This is a genomic window from Microbulbifer maximicatervae (SeqCode) (genome assembly GCF_052467825.1).
Window position 1 is genome coordinate 378,187 of sequence record NZ_CP174327.1, and the last position, 12,150, is coordinate 390,336.

Consider the following 12,150-nt stretch of genomic DNA (forward strand, 5'->3'; position numbering starts at 1 on the left):
ATGAAACGCCAACTCAAGATGAGTTTAGCGGTATTAATCAGTTTTTTTTCCATCTCTCTCGCGGCAAGTTCCGGCGCAATGAGTTCCTGCCAGTTTGAGACAGGCCCGGTTATTAAAGCTGCTGCAGTAGCTATTCAGAAGCACTATATATTGGAGGAAAAAGGACAGGCGCTATCCGCTCAACTCAATAGACTGGCAGAATCCAAACACTTTAATCATCTTTGTAGTGACTACCAACAATTAGCCAGCGCACTTACCAAAGAAATTCGCACCCTTTCCGGTGATAAGCATTTCTATATAGAGCATATAGATAACCAAAAAGAAGCCCATAATTGGATTGAACAGTGGCAGGCTGAAGCGCCCAGCAATAACTACGGCGTTAAGAAAATTGAAATTCTTCCCGGTAACATTGGCTACCTTTCCCTCTCCTCCTTCCACACCTTTGAAAATGCTCGCCATACCCTCGCTGCTGCTTTCACTCTGCTTCGCCACAGCGAGGGCCTAATACTCGATTTACGCAGTAATGGCGGCGGAGACGAAGAAACCGCCAATGCTGTTCTGCAGTCATTTATTGATCCCCATTCTCCCTTTCCCTTTGTTATTGAAAGCCGCAAGGGGAGAGAAATACCGAAACGTATTTCACCTCAACCCTGGCCCAGCTATGGGAGTGACAGACCAATGGTCATTCTGATTGATGGGAGATCCTTCTCTGCATCTGAGAGTACCGCCTTCGCACTACAACAGCTGGGCCGAGCCACGATTGTCGGTAATGCCAGCGCCGGTGGGGCACATATGATGGAGTCTCCCCAACCCCTCCCCTATGGCTTTGAAATCGGTATCCCAGATAAACGCCCGGTTTCTACGATTGTCGGCAGCCGCCCCAACTGGGAAGGACAGGGTGTGATCCCCGATATTGAAGCCGGCCAACAGGAGATCATTCAAATCGCATTAAAAGTAGTGGCAGAGGCCCTATAAGGCTCCCTTTACTTTGCTAAATTGAACACTAGCGAAACGGGCACACAGGCTTGACCCCACTCCATACAGGCAGAGCCAAGTCCTCTTGATTATCTGATGGTGCGCCAGTTCGGCTTTTGAAAGCCCCCTCCACTATGGTCAGGCGCATCAAAGCTGTTCCCTTGCGCTCCTGTAGGCTGGGGAGGCGCACCTGATCCCAGCGCCCCGGCTCTATATCGTCAATAATCGCTTTAAAAACCGCATCAAATTCCCGCTGCTTTTTGACCCTCTCACCTCGGCAAAACAATACCGCAGAGCGATAATTAGCACTGTGATGATAAGCTGACTTGGCCAGTACCCACTCATCGCAGCGGGCAAATGAAATACAGACCTGTTCTCCTGCCTCCAATAGTTTTTGTAGCCGGCTCTTGTTAGCCAGGTGAAAATACAAAAACTCCCCCAGGCGCCAAATGGTTAAAGGAATAATGATGACTTCACCGTCTTCAATAAAACCGACATGGCCCAGTTTTAGCTCGTCGACAAGCTTATAAACATCCTCTCGCCGATAACTGGCACGTTTCGGGGCACGACGTACACGACTCTTCGCTGAGGTTGGCAATTCATCAGAGATTGGCGAATGTAAATTCATAAAACCTCCTTTAATTCACTCTGGTATGAAATAGATATCGCCAATGTAGGATCTTGCTGGTACGCTGATAAGCGCCAGTTTTAACTATTTCATGGTGCCAGTTTTGAGTACCGCCGAGCTTACAGACCTAACTCTCGAATCAGGCCAGCCGCTACAGGAACAGTTGTATCGACAATTGGTAGATTGGATCTGCAACGGCCGGCTGGCTGCTGGTACCAAGCTCCCCTCCTCGCGCCGGTTAGCTGAATCCCTCTCTATCAGCCGCAATACGGTGACATTAGTTCTGGACCAGCTGAAAGCGGAAGGCTTCCTTACCAGCCATCCTGGGAAAGGCGTATTTGTATCTCCCGAATTGCCGGCCTACACAAAGAAAACACACAGGCAGGGTTGGCAAGCACAGAAGAATAGATACTTACCATCACTTTCTCACTATGGTGATTTTGCACAGACTTTATCTTGGGGTAAGAAAAGTGAAGATCAATCTCTTCCCTTCACCCCCGGCCTACCGGATCTAAGCGCATTTCCATTCACTATTTGGAATAAATTATACCGCCGCCACCAATCCAGGTTAGCTCTCACAGGTTACGGGCAAAGCCAAGGTTATTTACCTTTGCGTATGGCACTTACGGAATACTTGCGCAACTCCCGGGGAGTTCGCTGTAACACTGAACAAATTATTATTACCAATGGAGCTCAGGAGGCCCTGAATTTATGTGCACTAGTCGCGATTAACCAGGGAGACAAGGTTTATATAGAAGATCCGGGATATCGCCGTGCTCGAGCAGCTTTCCAATCTATTGGAGCAAAGCTCGTACCAGCGAACCTGAAAGATAAGCACTTGGATGTTGATAAGCTGGTCAATAGTGCAACCGAAGCCAAGTTACTTTTTACCACACCAACACATCAGTACCCTATGGGTGGTGTTATGCCTGCTGGTGAACGAATCAAATTATTGGATTGGGCGACAGAGGCAAGCTGCTGGATAATTGAAGATGATTACGACAGTGAATTTTCATTCCAACACAAACCCATCGCAGCACTCCAGGGCATGGGAGAAAATACACCTGTACTCTACATGGGGAGCTTTAGTAAGACCTTACTACCCAGCCTACGATTGGGCTATTTAGTGGTGCCTAGTTCCACAGTAGAGGCATTTACCCAAGCCAAAGAAATGTTATCTGGCCACTCCCCCTTAGTCACACAAGCCGTCGTGGCAGACTTTCTAGACGAGGGGCATTTTGTGCGACACCTTCGCAAAATGCGTGCTAACTATATGAAGAAATGGGAACATTTCTGTCAGCTTATTCGAGAAGAAGTACCACCTCCAGCCGGACTAATTGCCAGTAGCGCCGGTATGCACTTGGTAATATCTACGCCGGGACACGACGACATCACCCTTTCAAAAAAACTACGCGAATACGGATTTGGCAGCACACCACTATCTCTCTTCTATTCCAATAAAACTGAAGATCCAGGATTGGTGCTCGGGTTTGCCAACACAACTTTCGAACAGAGGGCAGATTGCGCAAAGATTCTCGCAAAAACCCTGAAAAAGTAGCCATAACACACCCAAACAAAACTTATTTTTATAATGCAGGTTTCTTCATTTTTCGCACCAGCATTAAGCACCTCCACCTAAAATAAAAAAGTAAATATTTTAATAGAATAAAAACAATCTATTATCACCAAAATATCAAATAAAACCCAATAAATTAGGAAAAATTTCCTATGGCTCTTTCCCAAACCTAGGTCACAATCTCCATGGCTTTGGGTGTTCACTCTCTTTTTTAATTACTCAGATAATTAGGGAAATTTGATATGAAAAATAGAAATATGAATTCTATAAAAGCATCATTGCTCGCTGTTTCCGGTATTGCCGCACTATCATTCTCCGCCGTCGCTTCAGCTGTCAGCTGTGGAGATACCATTACAACCGCAGAGTCACTTACCAGCGATATTCTTGGCTGCGCAAGCCACCCTGCACTCGTGATAGATGCTGGCGGATCACTCGATATGGCGGGTTACCACCTCAGCTGCGATGGCAGTGGAATTGGCATTCAATTGAAAGACAGCGATAGAATCCTTGAGGATACTGTTGGTGGAAGCACTATCACAAACTGTAACAATGGCGTATCTGCCGAAGGTGATGGCAGCCATCAAATCTTTGATATCACTGCTTCGTCAAACTCTATTGCAGGAATCGCCCTTTGGAGTTCAGGTAATACTGTTGAAGCCTCCGATGCTAGCGGCAATGGGGGTATGGGTATACGCGTTATGGGTGACGGTAATCGTGTGAGATACTCTTATGCATCAAGTAACGGTCTCCAAGGAATAAAGATCGTTGGTGACAATACTCTCATCAGATTCAATGAGACGAATCTCAATACGTCGAGTGGGATTGTAATTGATAGTGGGGATGGCGGCATTGTTGCCAACAATCTATCAGATAATAACGGCGTTAACGGCATTATGATGTTGGGATTGGGTCAAGTCGGATACTTGATCATTGGCAATACCGCGGAAAATAATGCCGGCGCAGATCTTGCTGACCACAATCACCCTGCTTGCACTGGCAATGTATGGATTAGAAATACTTTTGGAAGTGCTAACGATGCCTGTATTAATTAAATGATATAGCGACTTTAGTGGCGAGCCGATTAGTTTTAAATATCGGCTCGCTCTCACCTAAAACAAAACCCTTCCCCTCGCGGGCCATCAACTACCAATAGATGTTTTCTAGAATAAAATTGTTACTTATAACAGCAATTAATAGTGGTCCTTATAGCTAGTAGCGACTTCCCCTGAGAGTAAGGTATAGAAATCAAAAAATGATAAAGCTCAGTAAATACAGAGGTTGCTTTAAAGGAATAGCCATCGGCGATTCCTTTGGCGCCCCGTACGAAGGCGGCATTCTAGAAAGACAACTCTGGAAAATTATCGGGAAAACCGAACAGGGTAGAAAGCGTTACACCGATGACACGCAGATGTCTATTGATATTGCGACCTCCTTTCTTGAACATAATTACCTTGATCAGGACCACATAGCCAAAAAATTTGCCCAAAGTTATCGCTGGAGCAGAGGGTATGGTCCCAGTGCAGCGAAACTACTCAAAGGCGTCAGGGATGGTAAACGCTGGCAAGATTTAAACCGAAAAAAATTTAAGCATGGTTCTATCGGCAATGGGGCCGCCATGAGAGCACCTATTATTGCCCTCTGCCACCCCCAAAATGACTATCGCCTCAAGCAATATGTACAATCGGTGTCTGAAATCACCCACGCCCATCCAGTTGCTGTCGAGGGAGCATACTTGATCGCTATCGCCATCTGTGAATCCCTGCAAGACCGTTCAAACAGAGAGATATTGAACAAACTGGAAGTAAGTTGTAAGTCCGAAATATATCGCTACAAACTGGAAAAGTGTGCGACTCTACTGTTTAACCAGAAAATTCCACATCCGCAGCAAATCAAGCAATGGCTAGGTAATGGCATTACCGCGCCAGAGTCCTGTATCACCGCCATTTACTTTGGGCTTAAGTATCGAAACTCTCCTTTAACGTCTGTATTAGCTAATATTTTTTCTCTAGGTGGTGACACAGATACCTTGGGTGCCATGGCTGCTAGCATCTGGGGTGCATTAAATGGAGAAGATCGAATGGAAAGCATGGCCGACAAGGTCGAAAACATCGATTTTATTACCGAGCTTTCTGAGAAACTCTATTTCACCCAATATCAGCATGAACGAGCCTTGCAACCCGCATAACCTACTACCCGCATAACCTACTAAAAAAGGAGAAAGGAAGAATACACCGCGCTTGGACCCTATGAGGCATAAATGCCGATTAGGAGCTTACAGGGATGTATTCGCAGTGAGTCTCGAGTGCAGTGTATTCTTTCCTTCAACCCCAATAGTAAGCCTTAAACAAGTAGAGCGGATCGTAAAATAACCAAAATGTTAATTTAAAAATCTCTGACAGCTTAACCAGAGCACCATGTGGCTATTAAAAAGTGCTTTATTAGGACTGGATACTTCTCACCCTGGCCAAAAGCTTTTCGATACTTTCAACAGTAGTGCGCGCCCCAATAGCGCCAACAAAGAAGAAATGGTTACCTGTAACGGTCTGTGAAAAATAAGCGGAAGACGAGCGGATAATAAGCTGTACTAGCTCCCATCTTTCCCTTGGAATCTGCTCTGGAGATGCACCTCCTAAAAGTTTACTGGCAAGAACTCGATTGCGAATAAATGCCCAATCATCAATATTGCACAGCACGTTTTCCAAATCCCCCATTGAATCACTCTGAATAACAACGGGAATTGGATAGTCCAAGAAGTCAAAGGTGTTTGCCGTTTTCAATGCCCTGGAAAGATCTTCCTTAAACCCTTGCCCATCATACATTAACCCAGTGCCAATAAGCGCGATGGGAATTGCTCCAAGGAACGCCTCCCGATAGATATCTTTGGGGATAATTGTGTGTTGGTTTAGAGCATTCTGCTCATCAAGCGCGGCCAAAAAGGCAGGATATATGCCCTTTCGACTGGCCATCCCATCAACTGTCATTTCGATGGCCTTGGCATTAGCTTCGGGAAGAAAGCCCGGCAACGCGGGTTCTGCGGCCATAGCCACAAAGCATTCAATCGAAAAATTCAAGGCTTTCGCCGCCCTCGCTAGAGCCCCAGCGATTTTCCCTCCCATACTCCAGCCGCACACCACTACCGAATTTGGAAGGTTATATTCAGACAAAATCTTGGCAATAATTTCTGCAGCCTGATCTCCCCAATCTTGAATTGTAAACTCCGGGTGAGTACTGCAAAAAACCGCATTTTCCATAGGGTAAGAAATAGCAAGGAAGGGAAAATCCGCTCGATTGACCCAGTGACTTATAAAATCATCTGAGCGGCCACCGGGATAGCCGTAGAAAATACGCGCTAGATGTGCTGTGCCTGGAATAAATACCATTAGCGGATTGGTACTAACCGCCGGTATATAACGGTAAAGCACTGGAAAATCATTGATTGTTTCCAGGACTTCCCCGTCAAACAAAGTGGGACTCGGTGCCATATTCACCCTGCGGAGAGGCAATCCGTTAACTTGGCGCTTTCCCCCAGACCTCCTCTAAGCGCTTATCACGCCCACAGCGGTAGCGATAATACTTGTAACGCAGGGGATTACGTTGGTAATAGTCCTGATGGTAGGCCTCTGCGGGATAAAAGGTTGCAGCGGGTTTTATTTGTGTCACCACCTTTTTACCCAACTCCGCTTCTACCTTTTTCTTGCTCTCCTCTGCTAACACCTTTTCTTCTTGATTGCCGTAAAAAATCTCGGCTCGGTACTGGTCACCGCGATCGCAAAATTGACCACCGGAATCAAAAGGGTCAACGTTGTGCCAAAAAATATTCAGTAAGTCGGAATAGCTGACTTTATTCGTATCGTACTTTACCTGAACAACTTCCGCATGCCCCGTACCACCGGAAGATACCTGTTCATAGGTCGGGTTTTTGACATGGCCACCGCTATATCCTGAGGTGGTTTCCAGGACGCCATCGACCTTGTCGAATGGCGGCTCCATGCACCAGAAACACCCTCCTGCAAAAATAGCCGTGCGAATATTCGATGAATCCTGAGCCAGGGAAATACTGGCCAATGAGAGGAACAAGAGAGCAATAATACTGCGCATCATTCAGTCCTTTACCGATTGTCGATGGAACACATTCTCTTCTGTCGTCTATTCGCAGGAATTTATTACAGGGTGACGGTACCTTCACAGGCGCGCAAGAAAATATCCCGATACTCTATCCCGTTAAAACGCATCGGGTTAGTACTAGCGGAAGGCTCCACCGATGCCATTTTCCCAACTCTGTCGGCATCAGTGTCATCAATTCCAATCTCCGACAGGCTGTGGGGAATCCCCAGCTGTTTGCGCAATCCGAGCAACCAGTTGAGTACCGCATCAAATCCGCTATCAAACATCTCATTACCGGCCAGTTGTAGATAAAGTGCCAGATGCCCCATAGGCACCTGGATGGCTGGACGGTTGGCGATCAGAACGTAGGGCATCAATATCGCATTTAACAAACCGTGGTGCTTGTCATACAGGGCCCCCAATGGATGTGCCAGGGCGTGGATAGCGCCCAAGCCCCGCTGGAAAGCTGTAGCCCCCATACAGGAAGCTACCAACATTTGCTGACGCGCCTCGAGTTCTGCGCCTATAGCATAAGCTCGAGGCAAATACTCCTTGATCAGGCGCATCCCCTCCAGGGCGATTCCCTCGGCCATAGGATGGTATTGAGGGGAGTAAAAAGACTCGAGATTGTGTGACAGCGCATCCATTCCCGTCGCTGCGGTGAGGTCTGGGGGTAACCCCATTGTCAATTGAGCATCGAGAATAACAATGTCCGGCATCATGCGCGGATGGAAAATCAGCCTCTTAACCTGGGCTTTCTCATCGGTAATTACCGCAACCCGGCCAACTTCAGAACCTGTGCCAGCCGTCGTGGGAATGGCAATCAGCGGTAAAATACCCTCTGGGTCCACACGCCTGTAGTTGTCGCCAATATCCTCAAAATCCCAAATACTGTGCTGCTGTCCCGCCATAAGGGCAATGGCTTTGCCCGCATCCAGGGCCGAGCCCCCGCCCAAGGCAATGACCCCATCGCACTTCTGCTCACGCAGCTTGGCCACCCCATCGGCGATATTTATCTCATTGGGATTACCTTTGATTTTGGAAAAAACGCTAACTTCCAGACCCACCTGTTGGCATGGGTTAATCGCACTATCGACCAGTGGCAATGCGGCGACTGTAGGATCAGTAACTAACAGAGGCTTGTGAATATTCAGCTCCAGGCAAGCTTCAGCCAATTCAGTAATGCGACCGGGGCCAACCCAAACGGTCGTGGGATAATTCCAATTGACATGGTATTTATCCACAATTTCCTCTCTGACGTTCTGTCACTTTTGCATATTCAAAATAGGCTGTGACCTTTCGGAAAACAGGCAGACAATTTCACTTTCTGCATCCGGCAATCGTTCCCGCTAACCATCATGTTTAAAATGAAATGACTTGGGGCGGGTTAAATTCTCAAATCCAATTTTAGAAAGTGTACATCCACGACCAGATTGCTTAACACCCGTCCAGGCCAATTCCGGATCCAGGTAATCACAACGATTTAAAAAAACAGTGCCGGCCTCTAAATACCCTCCCATCTCCATTGCAACATCTTCATCGCGGGTAAAAATAGCCGCAGTAAGACCAAATGGGCTGTTATTCATAAATTCTAGAGCTTCGCCATCATCGTGCACTTTCTGCACCCCCAGCACCGGCCCAAAAGTCTCCTCACGCATCACTCGCATGTGGTGTCGCACCCGGGTTAACAGTTGCGGTGCCATATATTGGGTACCCCGCTTGTCCATTGGGAATTCATTCACATCCAAGTGGACCTTCGCACCCTCTGCTATCGCTTCATCCACCTGTGCGCGAGCCCGGTCTGCAGCTTCCGCACGCACCAAAGGCCCCAAAGTGGTTTCCACTTTATCCGGGCGCCCCAGTCGATAGTCACGCAGTAAGTCGACCGCTTGGGAAATAAACTCAGAAAAAATATCTTCATGCACATAGGCCCGCTCAATACCGCAACAGGACTGCCCGGAATTAAAATAGGCGCCGTCGACTACCGCAGCCACAGCCTGATTAATATCGGCGTCGGCGCGGACATAAGCTGGATCTTTTCCCCCCAGTTCAAGTCCCACTTGAATAAATCGACCGGCAACTGTGCGTTCTAGATTCGCGCCAGCGCCAACCGAGCCGGTGAAGGCAACATGCTGGATTTCCCCCGCACAGGCTAATCGCTGGGTATAAGCATGATTTAAATGAAGAAACTGAAAGACACCGTAGGGCAGTCCCGCCTCGCGAAAAATCTCCACCATTCGCTCAGCACACAGCGGTGTCTGCGCCGAGTGTTTTAAAATCACTGCATTGCCCGATAGCAGTGCCGGTACCACTGCATTAACCGCCGTCAGATAAGGGTAATTCCACGGGGCAATTACCAGGGAGACCCCTAAGGGCTCGCGGCGGATAAACCGGGTAAAACCCGGCTTCTCAGGTAACTGAATGTCAGCGAGGGCTTCAGTAGCAAGCTGTGCCATGGTCTGCGCACGATCCATAAACCCGTTAATTTCTCCTCCTGCATAACGGATTGGACGCCCCATCATCCAACACAGCTCCCGCCCCAAACGCTCTTTTTTAACGGCAAATATTTCCACAGCCCGCTCGACAATGGCGATGCGCTCATTGAGGGGAGTTCGCCTCCATGCTTTTTGTGCTTTACTGGCCCGATCCAGCACTACACGGATTTCCACCTCTCCCGCCAGAGCGCGCTCTACATAAACACTGTTATCAATAGGGGAAATACACTGAAGATGGTGCATGATTTTTGTAGTCTTCATCGGCGTCGATACTCCCAATTAAATAATTTCGAAGTACCGCTCCAACTCCCAGTCACTCACATGGCGGCGATATTCCCGCTCCTCCCACTCGCGACTGGCAGAAAAGTGTTCAACAAAGTCGCTGCCAAATAATTCCTGTGCCGCTTCTGACGCCTTAAATTGCTGCGTGGATTCCCACAGTGTGCCCGGCAGCACTTGTTCGTTTTCCAACTCCAGCGAGTAAGCATTACCGGCGACAGGCTCACTGGGCTGCCATTGCTGCATAACACCGTAAAGACCCGAGCCCAAAGCTGCTGCCAATGCTAAATAGGGGTTGGCATCGGCGGCCCCCAAGCGGTATTCGACGCGCTGGGAAGTATCGCCGCCGGGGATAGCACGCAGAGCCGTTGTGCGGTTTTCCACTCCCCAATTGGCTCCCGTCGGCGCCCAAAAACCTGGTACCAGGCGGCGATAACTGTTAACGGTCGGTGCCATCAGGGCAAGGAATTGCGGCATCAGCCTTTGCTGCCCAGCAATGAACTGACGCATTATCTGGCTGATACCATCAGGCTGGCTCGAATCGAGAAAGGCGGAATCACCGCTGCCGCTATTGCGCAGTGACAAATGAATATGTCCGCTTTGCCCCGGGTACTCACTGGACCAGCGGGACATAAAAGTAGCCATCAAACCCATCCGCTGTGCCAGCACTTTTATAAAGGTTTTAAACAGGGCAGCTTTGTCTCCAGCGGCCTCAGCACCATCCACTGCAATAGCCGCCTCTAAAACTCCCGGGCCAGTTTCTGTGTGTAATCCCTCCAAAGGGAAATCCATGCGCTCGCTCAGCTCCAGGATTTCCCGATACAGCTCTCCGTGTACGGAATTTCGCAGTATGGAATAGCCAAACACATCGGGGGTAAAAGGCTTTAAATTGCGGAAACCCTTGTTCCGCACTGAATCGGGCGTTTCGTCAAACAGGAAAAATTCGTACTCCAGGGCGGCACAGGGGTCAAATCCCAATGAGCGACAGCGTTCAATCACCCTGCGCAGAACTGCGCGGGGGCACAGCGCCTGGGCTCGACCATCAAACTCCGCAAGAAACAACAACATATCGCCTTCAAAAGGCACATCACGGCAGCTATCGGGGAGTATACGTACCGGGGCGTCTGGATATCCGGTATGCCAACCGGTATAACGAGTGTTGTCGTAGAGCTGATCCTTAACATCCCAGCCCAGGACCACATCACAAAACGAGAAACCCTTTTCCAGGGATGAGAGGAATTTGGCGCGGCTCATATATTTGCCACGCATTACACCATCGGTATCGAATAAGCCCACTTTGACATGACTGAGGCCTCGTTCTTCGACAATTGTGCGGGCCTCCTGAGCGGTTTTTACCTCCCGTGCCTTTACCATGACTGGTCCTGCCCCGTTGTTGTTATCTCCGAGTTACAGGATAGACCCGCCAGACGAGCTTCGACGCCATAAACCCGGCGCAGGCGTGACTTTCAGCCGAGCCCGTCAGCATATATAATCCGCGCTCCAGATTTTCAGTTATCTATTCATTCAGGACCAGCAATGAGCTTCGAAAAGATCCCGGCAGGTAAAGAACTGCCCAACGATATCAACGTAATCATCGAGATCCCTGCCAACCACGACCCGATCAAATACGAAGTGGACAAGGACTCTGACGCAGTATTTGTGGATCGTTTCGTTGCCACTCCCATGTTCTACCCAGCAAACTACGGCTACGTGCCCCAGACTCTGTCTGAAGACGGTGACCCCCTGGACGTGCTGGTTGTCGCGCCTTACCCGGTAATGGTTGGTTCTGTAATCCGCTCTCGTGTTGTTGGCGTTCTGAACATGACCGACGAATCCGGTGTTGATGCCAAACTGCTGGCCGTACCGCACACCAAGCTGACCAAGTTGTACGATCACGTTGAAGAAATCAGCGACCTGCCCGAGCTGCTGATCAAGCAGATCGAGCACTACTTCGAAAACTACAAAGCCCTGGAAGCGGGCAAGTGGGTTAAAGTAGAAGGCTGGGCTGACGCCGAAGCTGCACGCAAAGAAGTTATGGCTTCCCGCGAGCGCTACCTGAAAGAAGAAGGCTAATCCCCTCTTCTTTCAGCAGA

The 12,150-nt window shown here is 48.7% G+C and carries 11 protein-coding genes; 5 read left to right on the plus strand and 6 right to left on the minus strand.

Going from position 1 to position 12,150, the window contains the following annotated elements:
• Nucleotides 1–975: a S41 family peptidase gene (locus tag ACJJII_RS01715; protein WP_444918086.1), complete on the plus strand. Its 975-nt coding sequence runs from the start codon at nt 1–3 to the stop codon at nt 973–975.
• A 28-nt stretch (nt 976–1,003) separates the two neighbouring features.
• Here ACJJII_RS01715 and ACJJII_RS01720 read toward each other — a convergent pair whose 3' ends face one another.
• The gene (locus tag ACJJII_RS01720) at nt 1,004–1,603 is read right to left on the minus strand and encodes a pyridoxamine 5'-phosphate oxidase family protein (RefSeq protein WP_444918087.1); all 600 of its coding nucleotides are present in this window, start codon (nt 1,601–1,603) and stop codon (nt 1,004–1,006) included.
• Nucleotides 1,604–1,706: 103 nt separating this feature from the next.
• Between ACJJII_RS01720 and pdxR the strand changes: the two genes are divergently transcribed.
• The 3 genes from pdxR to ACJJII_RS01735 all read left to right on the plus strand — a co-directional run bounded on the left by pdxR (nt 1,707) and on the right by ACJJII_RS01735 (nt 5,364).
• The gene (pdxR, locus tag ACJJII_RS01725) at nt 1,707–3,161 is read left to right on the plus strand and encodes a MocR-like pyridoxine biosynthesis transcription factor PdxR (protein ID WP_444918088.1); all 1,455 of its coding nucleotides are present in this window, start codon (nt 1,707–1,709) and stop codon (nt 3,159–3,161) included.
• A gap of 260 nt (nt 3,162–3,421) precedes the next feature.
• Entirely contained in the window at nt 3,422–4,231 is an 810-nt protein-coding gene (locus ACJJII_RS01730; RefSeq protein ID WP_444918089.1) for a right-handed parallel beta-helix repeat-containing protein, read from the plus strand.
• A 200-nt stretch (nt 4,232–4,431) separates the two neighbouring features.
• Complete coding sequence (locus tag ACJJII_RS01735) at nt 4,432–5,364, plus strand: ADP-ribosylglycohydrolase family protein (RefSeq protein ID WP_444918090.1); 933 nt, start codon at nt 4,432–4,434, stop codon at nt 5,362–5,364.
• A gap of 253 nt (nt 5,365–5,617) precedes the next feature.
• On the opposite strand, the gene ACJJII_RS01740 is transcribed toward ACJJII_RS01735, so the two are convergent.
• The 5 genes from ACJJII_RS01740 to ACJJII_RS01760 form a co-directional block, all read right to left on the minus strand.
• Nucleotides 5,618–6,661 carry an alpha/beta fold hydrolase gene (locus ACJJII_RS01740; RefSeq protein WP_444918091.1) on the minus strand — a complete coding sequence of 348 codons (1,044 nt, stop codon included), beginning with the start codon at nt 6,659–6,661 and terminating at the stop codon, nt 5,618–5,620.
• 25 nt (nt 6,662–6,686) lie between these two features.
• Nucleotides 6,687–7,280 (minus strand): peptide-methionine (S)-S-oxide reductase MsrA, encoded by a 594-nt coding sequence (msrA, locus tag ACJJII_RS01745; protein WP_413663162.1) that lies wholly within the window; start codon nt 7,278–7,280, stop codon nt 6,687–6,689.
• Between the two features lie 62 nt (nt 7,281–7,342).
• Nucleotides 7,343–8,527 carry an iron-containing alcohol dehydrogenase gene (locus ACJJII_RS01750; protein WP_444915641.1) on the minus strand — a complete coding sequence of 395 codons (1,185 nt, stop codon included), beginning with the start codon at nt 8,525–8,527 and terminating at the stop codon, nt 7,343–7,345.
• 105 nt (nt 8,528–8,632) lie between these two features.
• Entirely contained in the window at nt 8,633–10,039 is a 1,407-nt protein-coding gene (locus ACJJII_RS01755) for an aldehyde dehydrogenase family protein (RefSeq protein ID WP_444918092.1), read from the minus strand.
• An 18-nt stretch (nt 10,040–10,057) separates the two neighbouring features.
• Entirely contained in the window at nt 10,058–11,431 is a 1,374-nt protein-coding gene (locus ACJJII_RS01760; protein ID WP_444918093.1) for a glutamine synthetase family protein, read from the minus strand.
• Between the two features lie 162 nt (nt 11,432–11,593).
• On the opposite strand from ACJJII_RS01760, the gene ppa reads away from it, so the two are divergent.
• Nucleotides 11,594–12,130, plus strand: a complete 537-nt coding sequence (gene ppa, locus ACJJII_RS01765; RefSeq protein ID WP_282931443.1) for an inorganic diphosphatase — start codon at nt 11,594–11,596, stop codon at nt 12,128–12,130.
• The last annotated feature ends 20 nt before the right edge of the window (nt 12,131–12,150 follow it).

Coding starts and splice junctions, on each gene's coding strand:
- msrA (WP_413663162.1), bottom strand. CDS start 7,280: ATGATGCGCAGTATTATTGCTCTCTTGTTCCTCTCATTGGCCAGTATT.
- ACJJII_RS01715 (WP_444918086.1), top strand. CDS start 1: ATGAAACGCCAACTCAAGATGAGTTTAGCGGTATTAATCAGTTTTTTT.
- ACJJII_RS01760 (WP_444918093.1), bottom strand. CDS start 11,431: ATGGTAAAGGCACGGGAGGTAAAAACCGCTCAGGAGGCCCGCACAATT.
- ppa (WP_282931443.1), top strand. CDS start 11,594: ATGAGCTTCGAAAAGATCCCGGCAGGTAAAGAACTGCCCAACGATATC.
- ACJJII_RS01735 (WP_444918090.1), top strand. CDS start 4,432: ATGATAAAGCTCAGTAAATACAGAGGTTGCTTTAAAGGAATAGCCATC.
- ACJJII_RS01720 (WP_444918087.1), bottom strand. CDS start 1,603: ATGAATTTACATTCGCCAATCTCTGATGAATTGCCAACCTCAGCGAAG.
- ACJJII_RS01755 (WP_444918092.1), bottom strand. CDS start 10,039: ATGAAGACTACAAAAATCATGCACCATCTTCAGTGTATTTCCCCTATT.
- ACJJII_RS01740 (WP_444918091.1), bottom strand. CDS start 6,661: ATGGCACCGAGTCCCACTTTGTTTGACGGGGAAGTCCTGGAAACAATC.
- ACJJII_RS01730 (WP_444918089.1), top strand. CDS start 3,422: ATGAAAAATAGAAATATGAATTCTATAAAAGCATCATTGCTCGCTGTT.